Here is a 14,646-nt window from a genome sequence, read left to right as displayed (position 1 = left end):
CCGCGCCGTACGCTTCCCTGCGTGCAGAAGGTGCTCCGAGTCGACCTGGTCAGTCACGGCATGACCGAGGCGATGCGCAAAGCACGATTCCCGGTCGACGAGCCGCTGACCGAGGCGGGCCGGCGCGCCGTCGCCGGGTGCGACCGCCTGCACGTCGCCCGGGTCCTCACCGCCCCGGAACGCCGGACCGTCGAGACCGCGGCCCTGCTCGGCCTGGTCGGTGACGAGGACGAGCGACTGCGCGACCTCGACGCCGGAGCGTGGCGCGGCGGCGAGCTGATGTCGGTGCCGCAGGGCGAGCTGTACGCCTGGCTCACCGATCCGAAGTTCCGCGGCCACGGCGGCGAGGCCGTCGTCGACGTGGTCGAGCGGGCCCGCACCTGGCTCACCGCCGTCGCCGACGAGGGCCAGCCGACCATCGCCGTCACGCATCCCGCGGTGATCCGCGCGGCTCTGCTGGTGGTCCTCGACGCGCCCGCGAAGTCGTTCTGGCGCATGGACATTCCGCCGGTCAGCGTGACCCGGCTGCACTATCGGGGCGAGTGGACGCTGCATTTCCGGGCGTGAGCGGCTGCCCGGACCGCACCAGCGCCCGCACCGCGTCGGTGATCAGCCCGGCCGACAGGGACGGGTCGATCGCGCGCTGGATCCCGAGGCCGAGGCCCATGCTCAGCACGGTCGTCGCCGCGTCCTCGGCCGCCATCGGCAGGCCGACGCCGACGGTCTCGGCGAGCGTGTGCAGCTGCGCGGCGACCATGCCGCGCACCAGGGCGAGATTCGAGACCAGCGCCGCCTGCAACGCCGGGTCCTCGCGGGCGACGATCGCGAACTCGAATTCGAGCATGGTCCAGCCGACGTCGCCGAGGGTGCGCTCGGCCCAGTCCTGTAATCGCGCCAGGCGCTGCTCCAGGTCGCCGTCGTCGCGCAGCAGGTCGCTGAGCTCGGTGAACTTCGTCTCGTGGATGTCGGTCAGGACCTCCAGGCACAGCTGCGACTTGGTCCGGAAGTTGGAGTAGACCGCGCCCTTGGAGTAGCCGGCCGCCTCGGCCACCCGTTCCAGGCCGGTCCGTGCGTACCCCTCGGTGAGGAACAGTTCGCGCGCGGTGGCGAGCAGGTCCGCGCGGGTGCGGGCCTGGCTCTCGGAGCGGGTCAGACGGGCCATGACCCGATTCTAGGTACCCGAGGATTTCGGATACCGCCGGTATTTACGTTCTGATATGTTCGAAACTATGAGTAACGGCAATCGGCCACAGCGGCGTGGCCTGGCCGTCGGGTGTGGCGGCACGCTCGGCGCGGCCTGGATCGTCGCGGCGCTGGCCGCGCTGCGGGATGTGCTGGCGTGGGATCCGCGCGACGCCGACGTGCTGGTGGGCACCTCGGCGGGGGCGGAGTTGGTGACCGTGCTGGGCAGTGGCGTGGGCGTCGACGAACTGGTGGCCATGCAGGACGACAGCACCACCCATCCGGTGCTGGCGCGGCATCTGCGCGGCGGTCCGGGGCGGTTTCCGCCGCTGCCTCGTCCGGCGGTCGGCGCGCTGCGAATGGCATTGCACGGCAAGAGTTCCGAGCAGGGGCTGCTGACCGCGGGCAGCGGCCTGCTGCCCGTCGGCGGCGGCGACGCCGGGTGGCTGGAACGGCTTGCGACCGAACTCAATCCGGGCCGGGACTGGGTCGCGCACCCGGCGACCTGGTTGGTCGCCATGGACTACGCGACCGGCGAACGCGTGCCCTTCGGCGCGCCGGGTGCGCCCGCGGTGCCGATCGGGACCGCGTTGCGCGCGTCCTGGGCGGTTCCGGGCTGGTTCCCGCCGGTGCGGATCAACGGCCGCCGCTACGTCGACGGCGGGGCCGCGTCCACCGCGTCGGTGGATCTGCTGGTCCCGCGCGACCTGGACGAACTGGTGGTGCTGGCGCCGATGGCCTCGACCGGCCGCATTCCCGCCACCGGACCGGGGCACTACCTCGAACGGCAGCTACGAAATCGTATGAGCGCCAAGCTCGATGCGGAGATCGCGGCGGTACGTGCCGCGGGTACGAAGGTGCTGCGCGTGGACGTCTCGGCCGGAGACCTGGCCGTGATGGGACCGAATTTCATGGATGGCCGCCGTCGGCGCGACACGTTCGAGCACAGCCTGCGCAGCACCCGGCTGGCGGTCGAGCGCGGCGAGTTCGTCTGAGCGAGAGAGGAAGCGGTATGGGTATTTTCGGTTCCGGCTACCCGGACATAGACCTGCGCGGAGCCCGGGTGTTGATCACGGGCGCGGGGCGCGGTATCGGACAGTCGACGGCTAAGCTGTTTGCGGACAAGGGTTCCCACGTCGTGATCGCGGATGTGGACCTGGCCGCGGCGGAGGCGGCCGCGGCGGAGCTGGGCGCGCGAGCCTACGAACTGGATGTGCGCGATCGCGCCGGATGGGACCGGGTGCTCGCCGAGGTGGGCGGTGTCGACGTACTGGTCAACAACGCCGGGGTGATGCCCGCCGGCCCCTTCCTGGACGAGCCGGACGCGGTGGGGCACACCACGATCGACGTCAACGTGTGGGGCCTGATCCACGGCATGCGCGCGGTGGTGCCGGGCATGGTCGAGCGCGGCCGCGGGCACGTGGTGAACGTCGCCTCGCTGGCCGGCAAGATCCCGCTGCCGGGCCTGGCCGTGTACAACGCCAGCAAGTTCGCCGCGGTGGGTCTGTCGGCCGCGACCCGGCTGGAATTCGCCGAGCACGGGGTCAGCGTCAGCTGCGTGCTGCCGTCGGCGGTGCGCACCCGCCTGTCGTCGGGGCTCGCCCTCGGCCACGGCCTGCCCACCGTCGACCCGGAGGACGTGGCCGCCGCGATCCTGAAGACCTGCCGGACCCGCCGCGCCGAGGTCGCGGTCCCCGGTTACCTCGACCCGCTCGACGTCGCCCTCGCCGCGGCCCCCGAAGCGGCCGTACGCCTGGTCCGCCGCCTGTTCGACGGCGACCGCGCCCTGCACCCGTCGGACAGCCGGACCCGCGCCGCGTACGAGGACCAGGTCCGCGCCATCGCCCGCGACCCGGACGCGGACTGAGCGCTGCCGCGGCGCTGCCTAGCCGAATCGAATCCCTTGGGCGAGCGGCAGTTCCGCGGAGTAGTTGACCGTGTTGGTGGCGCGGCGCATGTAGGCCTTCCAGGCGTCGGAGCCGGATTCGCGGCCGCCGCCGGTGTGCTTCTCGCCGCCGAACGCGCCGCCGATCTCCGCGCCCGAGGTGCCGATGTTGACGTTGGCGATGCCGCAGTCGGACCCGTCGGCGGCCAGGAAGCGTTCGGCCTCGCGCTGGTCGCCGGTGAAGATCGCCGACGAGAGCCCTTGCGGCACACCGTTGTGCAAGGCGATCGCGGCCTCGAAGTCGTGGTAGGTGAGGACGTAGAGGATCGGGGCGAAGGTCTCCTCGCGGACCACCGCGGTCTGGGCGGGCATCCGCACGATCGCGGGCCGCACGTAGTAGGAGTCCTCGCCGGCGACCATGACACGCTCCGCGCCGCAGACCAATTCGCCGCCGTCGGCCACGGCGCGGGCAATGGCGTCCTGCATCGCGGCGTAGGCGCGGCCGTCGATCAGCGGGCCGACCAGTACCGCGTCGTCGAGCGGATCGCCCACGCGCAGTTGGCGATACGCCTGCTCGATCCGGCTCAGCAGCGGCCCGACCACATCGGCGTGCGCGATCAGCCGCCGCAGCGTGGTGCAGCGTTGCCCCGCGGTGCCCGCCGCGGCGAAAACCACGCCGCGCGTGGCGAGTTCGAGATCGGCCGACGGTGTGACCACGGCCGCGTTGTTGCCGCCCAGCTCCAGCAGGCACCGGCCGAACCGGGCCGCCACTCGCGGTGCTACCGCGCGCCCCATCCGCACCGACCCCGTCGCGCTCACCAGCGCCACCCGCTCGTCGTCGACCAGTCGTTCGCCGACCATCGCCGCGCCCTGCACCAGCTGGTGGATCTCCGGGTCCGCCCCGACGTCCGCCGCCGCCCGCCGCAGCAGCGCGTGACAGGCCAGCGCCGTCAACGGCGTTGTCTCCGAAGGCTTCCAGACGACGGTGTCGCCGCACACCAGTGCGATCGCGGTATTCCACGACCACACGGCGACCGGGAAGTTGAACGCCGAGAGCACCCCCACCACACCCAGCGGATGCCAGGTCTCCATCAGCCGGTGCCCGGGCCGCTCCGAGGGCATGGTGCGCCCGTACAGCTGGCGTGCGAGACCGACCGCGAACTCGCAGATGTCGATCATCTCCTGCACCTCGCCGCGGGCCTCGGCGCCGATCTTGCCGGCCTCCAGGGTGACCAGCTCGGCCAGTTCGTCCAGATGCGTGGTGAGCAACTGCCCGAGCCGCCGCACCACCGCCGCGCGCCGCGGCGCGGGCACCGTGCGCCACTGCTGGAAAGCGTTGTGCGCCTTGTCGACAGCCAGCTCCACGGCGGCTTCCGAACTGGGCCGCAGGCTCGCCAGCTGCCCGCCGGTGATCGGGGTCCGCACCACGAGCGGACCGGGCTCCGGCAGGGCGGCGCCGAGCCCGCCCAGGAGTCGCTCGGCGCGCTCGCGCAGCCGGGCGGTATCGGGTTCGGTGACTGCTGAGGTCATGCGTTACTCCCTATCCGAGGGCGAGTTTCGTGGCTGTGCTGCCCGGCCGCTGCCGGACCGCCGTGCTACCGCTGCTCCGGCGACGTCCTCCCGGACCCGGTTCCTGCCACGAGTTCGGTTTGCTGAGTTAGCCTTCGCTGATGGCGGATGCACCGGCGAAACCTGCTCTGGACGACATCGATCGACTGCTGATTCGGGAATTGATGGCCGACGGCCGAGCCACGCTCTCCAATCTGGCGGAGAAGGCGAACCTTTCGGTGTCGGCGGTGCAGTCCAGGGTGCGTCGGCTCGAGGCGCGCGGCGTGATCCGCGGCTACACGGCGAAGGTGGACCCGGAGGCGCTCGGCCAGTTGCTGTCGGCATTCGTCGCCATCACTCCTCTCGACCCCTCGCAACCCGACGACGCGCCCGCACTGCTGCAGCACATCCCCGGCATCGAGGAGTGTCACTCGGTGGCCGGGGAGGAGAGCTACGTGCTGCTGGTACGGGTGGCCTCGCCGCGGCACCTCGAGCAACTGCTGCAAGAAATTCGCGCGACGGCCAACGTCAGGACACGAAGCACCATCATTCTGCAGACATTCTATGACAGGTGACGTCTGATCGTAATCTTTTCGGAATGTCGTAGCGAAAGCGTAAATATTTACGTAGCCTGCAAGGGTGACCCTCGAATTGGAGCGCCCCGGGGCGGTGGCAGACGACATGCTGGTCACCCCCTCTCGGGTACGGGAAATCCTGTCCGCGAACATCCTCGCCGACGGATTCGACCTGGTGTTGGATCTACGCGCCTCGCGTGGCCGGCGGCTGATCGACGCCCGCGACGGCACCGCCTATCTCGACATGTTCGGCTTCTTCGCCTCCTCGGCGCTGGGCATGAATCACCCGGCGCTGGCCGATGATTCGGCCTTCCTGGCCGAGCTGGCGGCCGCCGCGCTGAACAAGCCGAGCAATTCCGACATCTACACCGTCGAGATGGCGCGTTTCGTCGACACCTTCGCGCGCGTGCTGGGCGACCCGGCGCTGCCGCACCTGTTCTTCATCGACGGCGGCGGGCTCGCGGTCGAGAACGCGCTCAAGATCGCCTTCGACTGGAAGAGCCGGCACAACGAAAGGCACGGGCGCCCAGCCGAATCCGGCGCCAAGGTGCTGCATCTGACCGGCGCCTTCCACGGCCGCACCGGATACACCCTGTCGCTCACCAACACCGATCCGGTGAAGACCGCGCGCTTCCCGGCCTTCGCCTGGCCGCGCATCGACACCCCGTTCCTCGCCGAGGGCGCCGACATCGCGGCCGCGGAGGCGCGAGCGCTGGCTCAGGCGCGTGCCGCGTTCGCCGAAAACCCGCACGACATAGCGTGTTTCATCGCCGAGCCGATCCAGGGCGAGGGCGGCGACCGGCACCTGCGCGCGGAATTCCTGCGCGCGATGCAGCGGCTGTGCCACGAGCACGACGCGCTGTTCGTGCTCGACGAGGTGCAGACCGGCGTCGCCGCGACCGGCAGCACGTGGGCCTACCAGCAGCTGGGCCTGCGGCCGGACGTGGTCGCCTTCGGCAAGAAGACCCAGGTGTGCGGCGTGATGGCCGGTGGCCGCGTGGACGAGGTGCCCGACAACGTCTTCGCCGTGAGTTCCCGGCTGAACTCCACCTGGGGTGGGAATCTCGCCGACATGGTGCGGGCGCGCCGGATCCTCGAGGTGATCGAGCGCGAAGATCTGGCCGCGCGCGCCGCCCGCCTCGGCGCGCATCTGCTGGGCCGGTTGACCGAACTGGCGCAGCGGCATCCGGCCGTCACGGAACCGCGCGGGCGCGGGCTGCTGTGCGCGATCACGCTCCCGTCGGCCGCGCGGCGCGACGCCGTCGTCACCGAGTTGCGCGAGCGCGAGCGCGTCCTGCTCCTCGGCACCGGCGAGCGCGGCCTGCGCTTCCGGCCGCCGCTGACGGTCACCGCGGCGGAATTGGACGAGGCCGTGGCCGCGCTGGATCGGGTGCTGAGCTGACGAATCGGTGACATCGCTGCGATGTTGCTGCGAAGTCGCTGCGGCCCTCTAGTATTCGCGGCATGTCGACTCGCCGGCTCGACCCTTCGGCACGGTGCGGCGCGTGAGCGCCCGGCACGTTCGTCTCATCGCCCTGGCTGCGGCCGTCGTACTGGCCGGTTGCTCAGCTGGCTCGCCGGGCGAGAAACCGCCGCAGGACGCCGCTGTGCCCGAGGTTGCCGCCGTCGCCGGCGAGCCGTCACCCGCCGCCGCGAATCTGCTGCCGGGCATGCCGCCGCCGGTGTCGGGCACCGACGTGTACGCCGGTGCGCGGGAGCTGAGCCCGGCGGTCGCGGACCATTTGCCCCGCGTCTACGTGCCCAACAGCAAATCCGACACCGTGACGGTGATCGACCCGGCCACCTTCCGGGTCGTCGACACCTACTCCACGCACGGCGACGAGCCGCAGCACGTGGTGCCCGCCTACGACATGCAGACCCTGTACGCCACCAACGACCTGCCGATCGGCGGCGGCAGCCTGCTGCCGATCGATCCGCGCACCGGCCGCGCCGGGGACCCGCTGCCGGTGCGCGACCCGTACAACATGTACTTCACCCCGGACGGCCGCTACGCCCTGGTCGTCGCCGAGGCGGACAAATCGCTGGACCTCTACGACCCGCACACCTGGCAGCGCGTCGGCGCCGTGCCGGTGCCCGACTGCGCGGGCGTCGACCACCTCGACTTCACCGCCGACGGCCGATTCGCCTTGGCCAGTTGCGAATTCGCGGGACGGATGGCGGTGCTCGACGTCGGGGCGCTGCGGCTGGTGCGGATGGTCGAGTTGCCGGGCGGCTCGCACGGCATGCCGCAGGACGTCAAGCTGTCGCCGGACGGCGCGACCTTCTTCGTCGCCGACATGATGGCCGACGGCGTCTACACCGTCGACGCGAAATCCTTCGAGGTGACCGGTCATCTGCCCACCGGCCGCGGCGCGCACGGCCTCTACGTCACCCGGGACTCGCGGCAGCTGATCATCACCAATCGCGGCGAGGGCAGCCTGTCGGTCTGGGACTTCGCGGCGGGCCGCCTGGTGCGCAAGTGGGAACTGCCCGGCGGCGGCAGCCCGGACATGGGCAACCTGTCCGCCGACGGCCGGATCTTCTGGGTGGCGGGCCGCTACCACGACGAGGTCTACGCGATCGACATCGTCGACTGGAAGCTGTTGGCGCGCATACCCGTCGGCCGCGGCCCGCACGGGCTGACGGTCTGGCCGCAACCCGGACGCTATTCGACCGGGCATACCGGAGTCATGCGCTGAAAGGATTTCGTGGCGGGTATTTCGGCCGTTTTCGCGACCCTCGCACCCCCTCTCACCAGCGGTTTTCTACTGGCGAACAGCCAATAGCGGTACCGATCAGTAGCCCCTACTCGGATTTTCAGCGGCGGCGGCACTCGTTACACTCCGGGGCATGACGAGTGTCCAGCAGCAGCCTTCGCCGGGTTCGGCGGGCGACCCCGATATCCACACGACCGCTGGGAAGCTGGCTGATCTGCGCAATCGGCTGGAAGAGGCGAAGCACCCGATGGGTGAGGCCGCGGTCGACAAGGTCCACGCCAAGGGCAAGCTGACCGCGCGCGAGCGCATCCTGGCCCTGCTGGACGAGGGCTCGTTCGTCGAGATGGACGCGCTCGCGCGGCATCGCAGCGTGAACTTCGGGCTGGAGAACAACCGCCCGCTCGGCGACGGCGTGGTGACCGGCTACGGCACCATCGACGGCCGCGACGTCTGCATCTTCAGCCAGGACTCGACCGTCTTCGGCGGCAGCCTCGGCGAGGTCTACGGCGAGAAGATCGTCAAGGTCATGGATCTGGCGCTCAAGACCGGCCGCCCGCTGATCGGCATCAACGACGGCGCCGGCGCCCGCATCCAGGAGGGCGTGGTCTCGCTCGGCCTGTACGGCGAGATCTTCCACCGCAACATCCAGGCCTCCGGCGTGATCCCGCAGATCTCGCTCATCATGGGCGCGGCGGCGGGCGGGCACGTGTACTCGCCGGCGCTGACCGACTTCGTCGTCATGGTCGACCAGACCAGCCAGATGTTCATCACCGGACCCGACGTCATCAAGACCGTCACCGGTGAGGAGGTCACCATGGAGGAGCTGGGCGGCGCCCACACCCACATGGTGAAGTCCGGCACCGCGCACTACGTCGCCTCCGGCGAGCAGGACGCCCTGGACTGGGTCAAGGACCTGCTGAGCTACCTGCCCAGCAACAACCGCGCGGAGGCGCCGCGCTACCCGGCCACCGATCCGGTCGAGGGCGCGATCGAGGAGTCGCTGACCGAGGAGGACCTCGAACTCGACACGCTGATCCCGGACTCGCCGAACCAGCCGTACGACATGCACGAGGTCATCCGCCGGCTGGTCGACGACGACGAGTTCTTCGAGGTGCAGGCCGAGCGCGCGATGAACGTGATCGTCGGCTTCGGCCGGATCGACGGCCGCAGTGTGGGATTCGTGGCCAACCAGCCCACCCAGTTCGCCGGCTGCCTCGACATCGACGCCTCGGAGAAGGCCGCGCGCTTCGTACGCACCTGCGACGCGTTCAACATCCCGATCGTCACGCTCGTCGACGTACCGGGCTTCCTGCCGGGCACCGGCCAGGAGTACAACGGCATCATCCGCCGCGGCGCGAAGCTGCTGTACGCCTACGGCGAGGCCACTGTGGGGAAGATCACGGTCATCACCCGCAAGGCCTACGGCGGCGCGTACGACGTGATGGGCTCCAAGCACATGGGCGCCGACGTGAACCTGGCGTGGCCGACCGCGCAGATCGCCGTGATGGGTGCCTCGGGCGCCGTCGGGTTCGTCTACCGCAAGCAGCTGGCGCAGGCCGCCGCCGAGGGCGCCGACGTCGATGCGCTGCGGCTCGAGCTGCAGAACGAGTACGAGGACACGCTCGTGAACCCGTACGTGGCGGCCGAGCGCGGCTACGTCGACGCGGTCATCCCGCCGTCGCACACCCGCGGTCAGATCGTCTCGGCGCTGCGGCTGCTGGAACGCAAGATGGTCACCCTGCCGCCGAAGAAGCACGGCAACATTCCGCTGTGATCCGACGATATGCGCGGTATCGGGAGCACACTGGGTTGTGAGAAAGAACAGCATCCCGCGCGTAAGTGCCTCAGTCGGGCAAAGATGGTAGAGAGGGCTCTCGCAGGCGAGGGCCGCAAGGAATACCGTTCGCGGGTGCCGGGACTGCTCCTGGTCACCGCGGACCGCCGGGCCCGGCAGGGCCCGGCACACGGACAGGAGGAGCTGGCGCTGTGACGGCTGTAGCTGATGAAGAGGTACTGCGGGCCGCCGAGCTGGATCTGTCGGTCGACGAGTTCGTCGCGATGGAGCCGGTGGCAGCCGACGCCGATACCGAATCGAACGCGGGACCCGTCATCCGGATCCTGAAGGGCTCGCCCACCGACGACGAGATCGCCGCCCTGGTGTGCGTGCTGGCGGCCGCCGCCGCGAATTCCGCCGCGGTACCCGCCGGTCCGACCGGCCCGATCGACCAGTGGGGTCGGCCGACGATGCTGCACCGCAGCACGGCGCCGTTCTCCCCGTACGCGTATCCCCAGCTGGCCCACCTGCGCGACTGACGTGACGGAGTTCGTACTCGGCTCCGCCTCGCCCGCCCGCCTGCAGGTACTGCGGTCGGCCGGCCTGTCGCCGCACGTGCGCGTCTCCGACGTGGACGAGGACGCGGTGGCCGCGGCCCTGCCGCCCGGCACCGCTCCCGAGGGTGTGGTCACCGCGCTGGCCCGCGCGAAGGCCGAAGCCGTGGCCGCCGCCCTGATCGCGGAGGGGGCCGGGGTCGTCGCGGATTGTGTTGTGGTGGGCTGCGATTCGATGCTGCTCGTGGACGGCGTGCTGCAGGGCAAGCCGCTGACCCCCGAGGTGGCGCGCGAGCGTTGGGCCGGAATGGCCGGGCGCAGCGCCGATCTGCTCACCGGCCACTGCGTGCTGCGCCTGCGCGCGGCGCGCACGGTGGGCGAGGCTGCCGACTGCAGCCGCACCACCGTGCACTTCGCCAAGCCCGAACCCGAGGAACTCGAGGCCTATCTCGCCACCGGCGAGCCGCTGCAGGTGGCCGGCGCCTTCACCCTCGACGGCCGGGGCGGCTGGTTCGTCGACCGCCTGGAGGGCGACCCGTCGAGTGTGATCGGGATCGGGCTACCGCTGCTGCGTCGACTGCTTGCCGGTGTGGGTGTCGGCGTTACGCAGCTGTGGGTCGGTTCGTAACTGCGGACCGACCCGGCTGCCCGAGGGCGCGGCCAGGCGCGGCTCCACGCCGTCCGGCAGGTCCGGCAGCTCGGCGGGATCGGGCACCAGCGTGCTGGCGAGCGCTTCCAGCCGGGCCACACACATCTCCGGTTCGACGAACGGATGCAGCCGCACGTTGACCGTGTCGCGGCCGCCGTTGCGGTCGATCACCTCGCGCATGAGCCCCAGATGCACGCCGCACACCACCTCCGAGTGGGTGCGGGCCAGATCGCGCAGCGGGCAGGCGGTCAGGCGGATCAGCGCCTGCTCGTCGGTCTCGGTGGCCGGGTCCCGTTCGGGCGCGAAACCCAGTTCCGACGCCGTGGTGACGGTGACGTCGCGGGCGTCGGCGAGCGAGGCGATCGGCTGGTCGCCGGTCTCGAGCTTGGCGCCCCACGCTCGCCCGGCCGCGACGGCCGCGTCCGAGCGCCGGCGCGGATCGCTGCCGAGCTGGTCGGCCAGCACCTGCGCGAGGTCCTGGTAGCCGACGGATCGCTGGACGGCCGTATAGCCGATGCGCGGACGACCGCGGCCGCGCGGCGGCTGCTGGAACTGCCGCACCAGCGACTCGCGCGTGAGCACATCGAGATGAAATCGAACCGTGGTGACGTGTTGCCCCGTGACCCTGGCGAGTTCTTGGGCATCGAGAGGCTCGCTGGCGCCACGTAGGATCGCGAGCAGGCGCCGTCGTGGCCAAGAATCAGACATAGCTCACCCCTCCTCCCGGGAGACTTTATCGGATGAGGCTGCGACTTAATCGCTCTTCACCCGATTCGTGATGTGAATCCGGCTGCTGTAACGCTTCGCACCTACGATCGGGGTGGAACTGCTACCACCCGTCTACCCACGCGTGAAGGACCAGACACCGTGCCCGTCGCTCCGGACCCTCATCCATCCTTCGGCTCCCACGCACACCCTCACCGACTAGTAACCACGGAGTGGCTGTCGGCAAACATCGGCGCGCCGGGACTGAAGATCGTGGAGTCCAACGAGGACGTACTGCTGTACGACATCGGGCACGTACCCGGCGCCATCAAGATCGACTGGCGGGCTGAGCTTACCGACCCGAGGACGCGAGATGTCATCGATGGTGACCGTTTCGCCGAATTGATGCGAGCCAAGGGTATCGAGCGCGACGACACCGTGGTCGTGTACGGCGACAAGACCAACGGCACGGCGGCCGCGACACTCTGGGTCTTCGACCTGTTCGGCCACGCCGACGTGCGCCTGCTCGACGGCGGCCGGGACGCGTGGATCTCCGAGGAGCGCGACACCACCTTCGAGATCCCCGACGTCGGGCTCGGTGACTATCCGGTGGTCGAGCGCGATGACGCGCACGCCCGGATCTTCCTGGACGAGGTGCGGTCGCGGCTGGGCCGGTCGCTGATCGACGTGCGGCCGGACGTCGAGTACAGCGGCGAGCTGACCCGCGTCACCGACCGCCCGGAGGAGCAGTCGCTGCGTGCGGGGCACATACCCACCGCCGTTAACATCCCGTGGACCGCGGCCCTCGCCGCCGACGGCCGTTTCCGGTCCCGGGCGGAACTGGACCGTCGCTACGCGCCGGCGCTCGAAGCGTCCGAGACGGTGGTGTACTGCCGGATCGGCGAGCACTCCGCGCACACCTGGTTCGTCCTCACATACCTGCTCGGACGTGCGAATGTGCGCAATTACGACGGCTCCTGGACCGAGTGGAGCAATGCCGTGCGCACGCCGATCGTCACCGGCGGCGAACCGGGCGAGATCCCCGCGGCCGGGCGGGCGGTTGTGACAGCTCCCTGAATCGGCGGCGCGAACCCCGTGCGGCGCAATGAGGACGCACTGTTGTTCACATCACTTCCCGGCCTTACTGTTCAGTAGCCCCTATCCCGGTTCGGCGTCTGTTGGCAGACTGCCTACACTCGCCTAGACGATAGTTTGTCCACAGCACAGGAGGCTCAGTGCCCAGCCATGCCAGCGCGCAGATCACCAAGGTCCTGATTGCCAATCGGGGCGAGATCGCGGTGCGTGTGATCCGGGCCGCCAAGGATGCCGGTATCGCCAGCGTCGCGGTGTACGCGGAACCGGACGCCGACGCGCCCTTCGTCAAGCTCGCCGACGAAGCGTTCGCGCTCGGTGGCCAGACCTCGGCAGAGTCGTACCTGGTGTTCGACAAGGTGCTGGACGCGGCCCGCAAGTCGGGCGCCGACGCCATCCACCCCGGCTACGGATTCCTGTCCGAGAACGCCGATTTCGCGCAGGCGGTGCTGGACGCCGGCCTGATCTGGATCGGCCCGTCCCCGCAGTCGATCCGCGACCTGGGTGACAAGGTCACCGCCCGGCACATCGCCGAGCGCGCGCAGGCGCCGATGGCGGCGGGTACCAAGGACCCGGTCAAGGACGCGGCCGAGGTGGTCGAGTTCGCGAAGACCTACGGCGTGCCGGTGGCGATCAAGGCCGCGTTCGGCGGCGGCGGCCGCGGCATGAAGGTCGCGCAGACCATCGAGGAGATCCCCGAGCTGTTCGAGTCCGCGACCCGCGAGGCCACCGCGGCGTTCGGCCGGGGCGAGTGCTTCGTGGAGCAGTACCTGGACAAGGCCCGCCACGTCGAGGCGCAGGTGCTCGCGGACCAGCACGGCAACGTGATCGTGGCCGGCACCCGCGACTGCTCGCTGCAGCGCCGGTTCCAGAAGCTGGTCGAGGAGGCGCCCGCGCCGTTCCTGTCCGACGAGGTCCGGGCGAAGATCCACGAGTCGGCCAAGCGCATCTGCAAGGAGGCCGGCTACTACGGCGCCGGCACGGTGGAGTACCTGGTGCAGGGCGAGACGGTGTCGTTCCTCGAGGTCAACACCCGCCTGCAGGTCGAGCACCCGGTCACCGAGGAGACCTCGGGAATCGACCTGGTGCGCTGGCAGTTCCGCATCGCCAACGGCGAGGAGCTGACCATCACCGAGGACCCGACTCCGCGCGGGCACGCCATCGAGTTCCGCATCAACGGCGAGGACGCCGGCCGCAACTTCCTGCCCGCGCCGGGCCCCGTCACCGTGTACAAGGAGCCGACCGGCCCCGGCGTGCGCGTGGACTCCGGCGTCGTGGCGGGCAGCGTGATCGGCGGCCAGTTCGACTCGATGCTGGCCAAGCTGATCGTGGTCGGCGAGACCCGCACCCAGGCGCTGGAGCGGGCGCGCCGCGCGCTGGCCGAGTACGAGATCGAGGGCCTGGCCACGGTGCTGCCGTTCCACCAGCACATCGTGTCGAACCCGGCGTTCGTCGGCGACGGCACCAAGTTCGACGTCTACACCAAGTGGATCGAGACCGACTGGGACAACCCGATCGAGCCCTACACCGGTGGCCAGCCGATCGAGGACGACGAGGAAGCCGAGCGCCAGAAGGTAGTCGTCGAGGTCGGCGGCCGTCGCCTCGAGGTGTCGCTGCCGGGCCAGTTCACCGTGGGCGCCGGCGCGGCCGGGGCCGCGGGCAACGGTGCGGGCGTGATCCGCAAGAAGCCCAAGCCGCGCAAGCGCGGTGGCGCCGCCGGCGGTGCGGCCTCCGGTGACGCGGTCACCGCGCCCATGCAGGGCACCGTGGTGAAGGTCGCCGTCGAGGAGGGCCAGACCGTGGAGGCGGGCGACCTGATCGTGGTGCTCGAGGCCATGAAGATGGAGAACCCGGTCAACGCGCACAAGGCCGGCGTGGTCACCGGCCTGTCGATCGCCGCCGGCGCCGCCATCACGCAGGGCACCGTGCTCGCCGAGATCAAGTAGGGCACAACGCTTTTCGAAG

Annotated in this window: 15 protein-coding genes; 12 read left to right on the top strand and 3 right to left on the bottom strand. The window is 70.3% G+C overall.

The genetic code is table 11. From position 1 onward, the window contains the following. Positions 1 to 21 precede the first annotated feature (21 nt). Entirely contained in the window at positions 22 to 567 is a 546-nt protein-coding gene (locus tag IU476_RS13495; protein WP_324194050.1) for a histidine phosphatase family protein, read from the top strand. On the opposite strand, the gene IU476_RS13490 is transcribed toward IU476_RS13495, so the two are convergent. Beyond that, a complete protein-coding gene (locus tag IU476_RS13490) occupies positions 512 to 1,162 on the bottom strand; it encodes a TetR/AcrR family transcriptional regulator (RefSeq protein WP_195100082.1) in 651 nt (216 codons plus the stop codon). The two genes, IU476_RS13495 and IU476_RS13490, sit on opposite strands and share 56 nt — an antisense overlap. Before the next feature lie 67 nt (positions 1,163 to 1,229). On the opposite strand from IU476_RS13490, the gene IU476_RS13485 reads away from it, so the two are divergent. After that, positions 1,230 to 2,177, top strand: coding sequence for a patatin-like phospholipase family protein (locus tag IU476_RS13485; RefSeq protein ID WP_195100080.1), 948 nt, complete (start codon positions 1,230 to 1,232; stop codon positions 2,175 to 2,177). A 17-nt stretch (positions 2,178 to 2,194) separates the two neighbouring features. Next, entirely contained in the window at positions 2,195 to 3,049 is an 855-nt protein-coding gene (locus IU476_RS13480) for an SDR family oxidoreductase (protein WP_195100078.1), read from the top strand. A gap of 18 nt (positions 3,050 to 3,067) precedes the next feature. On the opposite strand, the gene amaB is transcribed toward IU476_RS13480, so the two are convergent. Next, positions 3,068 to 4,597 carry an L-piperidine-6-carboxylate dehydrogenase gene (gene amaB, locus IU476_RS13475; protein ID WP_195100076.1) on the bottom strand — a complete coding sequence of 510 codons (1,530 nt, stop codon included), beginning with the start codon at positions 4,595 to 4,597 and terminating at the stop codon, positions 3,068 to 3,070. A 140-nt stretch (positions 4,598 to 4,737) separates the two neighbouring features. Between amaB and IU476_RS13470 the strand changes: the two genes are divergently transcribed. The 7 genes from IU476_RS13470 to IU476_RS13445 all read left to right on the top strand — a co-directional run bounded on the left by IU476_RS13470 (position 4,738) and on the right by IU476_RS13445 (position 10,863). Further along, complete coding sequence (locus IU476_RS13470; RefSeq protein ID WP_187685059.1) at positions 4,738 to 5,190, top strand: Lrp/AsnC family transcriptional regulator; 453 nt, start codon at positions 4,738 to 4,740, stop codon at positions 5,188 to 5,190. Between the two features lie 106 nt (positions 5,191 to 5,296). Beyond that, positions 5,297 to 6,592 carry an L-lysine 6-transaminase gene (gene lat, locus IU476_RS13465; RefSeq protein WP_195100947.1) on the top strand — a complete coding sequence of 432 codons (1,296 nt, stop codon included), beginning with the start codon at positions 5,297 to 5,299 and terminating at the stop codon, positions 6,590 to 6,592. Positions 6,593 to 6,695: 103 nt separating this feature from the next. Continuing rightward, a complete protein-coding gene (locus tag IU476_RS13460) occupies positions 6,696 to 7,889 on the top strand; it encodes a YVTN family beta-propeller repeat protein (RefSeq protein ID WP_195100074.1) in 1,194 nt (397 codons plus the stop codon). A 151-nt stretch (positions 7,890 to 8,040) separates the two neighbouring features. Further along, positions 8,041 to 9,681 (top strand): acyl-CoA carboxylase subunit beta, encoded by a 1,641-nt coding sequence (locus IU476_RS13455; RefSeq protein ID WP_195100072.1) that lies wholly within the window; start codon positions 8,041 to 8,043, stop codon positions 9,679 to 9,681. A gap of 84 nt (positions 9,682 to 9,765) precedes the next feature. Continuing rightward, a complete protein-coding gene (locus IU476_RS36775; protein ID WP_267466444.1) occupies positions 9,766 to 9,897 on the top strand; it encodes a hypothetical protein in 132 nt (43 codons plus the stop codon). Then, positions 9,894 to 10,220: an acyl-CoA carboxylase epsilon subunit gene (locus tag IU476_RS13450; RefSeq protein ID WP_324194049.1), complete on the top strand. Its 327-nt coding sequence runs from the start codon at positions 9,894 to 9,896 to the stop codon at positions 10,218 to 10,220. The genes IU476_RS36775 and IU476_RS13450 overlap by 4 nt, the downstream gene beginning before the upstream one ends. Position 10,221: 1 nt before the next feature. Then, on the top strand, positions 10,222 to 10,863 hold the full coding sequence (locus IU476_RS13445) for a Maf family protein (RefSeq protein ID WP_195100070.1): 642 nt from the start codon (positions 10,222 to 10,224) through the stop codon (positions 10,861 to 10,863). Here IU476_RS13445 and IU476_RS13440 read toward each other — a convergent pair. Continuing rightward, positions 10,795 to 11,592 carry a helix-turn-helix transcriptional regulator gene (locus tag IU476_RS13440; protein WP_195100068.1) on the bottom strand — a complete coding sequence of 266 codons (798 nt, stop codon included), beginning with the start codon at positions 11,590 to 11,592 and terminating at the stop codon, positions 10,795 to 10,797. The two genes, IU476_RS13445 and IU476_RS13440, sit on opposite strands and share 69 nt — an antisense overlap. Before the next feature lie 159 nt (positions 11,593 to 11,751). On the opposite strand from IU476_RS13440, the gene IU476_RS13435 reads away from it, so the two are divergent. Both IU476_RS13435 and IU476_RS13430 read left to right on the top strand, forming a co-directional pair. Next, on the top strand, positions 11,752 to 12,666 hold the full coding sequence (locus tag IU476_RS13435) for a sulfurtransferase (protein ID WP_195100066.1): 915 nt from the start codon (positions 11,752 to 11,754) through the stop codon (positions 12,664 to 12,666). 158 nt (positions 12,667 to 12,824) lie between these two features. Further along, positions 12,825 to 14,627, top strand: a complete 1,803-nt coding sequence (locus IU476_RS13430; RefSeq protein ID WP_195100065.1) for an ATP-binding protein — start codon at positions 12,825 to 12,827, stop codon at positions 14,625 to 14,627. Positions 14,628 to 14,646 lie beyond the last annotated feature (19 nt).

This window comes from Nocardia blacklockiae (assembly GCF_015477355.1).
GTDB lineage: Bacteria > Actinomycetota > Actinomycetes > Mycobacteriales > Mycobacteriaceae > Nocardia > Nocardia blacklockiae.
This window is presented reverse-complemented; position numbering and strand designations above follow the sequence as displayed.

Bases quoted from the DNA above. Each gene is read 5' to 3' on its own strand.
- IU476_RS13485 (WP_195100080.1), top strand. From the start codon at position 1,230: ATGAGTAACGGCAATCGGCCACAGCGGCGTGGCCTGGCCGTCGGGTGT.
- IU476_RS13480 (WP_195100078.1), top strand. From the start codon at position 2,195: ATGGGTATTTTCGGTTCCGGCTACCCGGACATAGACCTGCGCGGAGCC.
- IU476_RS13455 (WP_195100072.1), top strand. From the start codon at position 8,041: ATGACGAGTGTCCAGCAGCAGCCTTCGCCGGGTTCGGCGGGCGACCCC.
- IU476_RS36775 (WP_267466444.1), top strand. From the start codon at position 9,766: ATGGTAGAGAGGGCTCTCGCAGGCGAGGGCCGCAAGGAATACCGTTCG.
- amaB (WP_195100076.1), bottom strand. From the start codon at position 4,597: ATGACCTCAGCAGTCACCGAACCCGATACCGCCCGGCTGCGCGAGCGC.
- IU476_RS13440 (WP_195100068.1), bottom strand. From the start codon at position 11,592: ATGTCTGATTCTTGGCCACGACGGCGCCTGCTCGCGATCCTACGTGGC.
- IU476_RS13470 (WP_187685059.1), top strand. From the start codon at position 4,738: ATGGCGGATGCACCGGCGAAACCTGCTCTGGACGACATCGATCGACTG.
- IU476_RS13490 (WP_195100082.1), bottom strand. From the start codon at position 1,162: ATGGCCCGTCTGACCCGCTCCGAGAGCCAGGCCCGCACCCGCGCGGAC.
- lat (WP_195100947.1), top strand. From the start codon at position 5,297: ATGCTGGTCACCCCCTCTCGGGTACGGGAAATCCTGTCCGCGAACATC.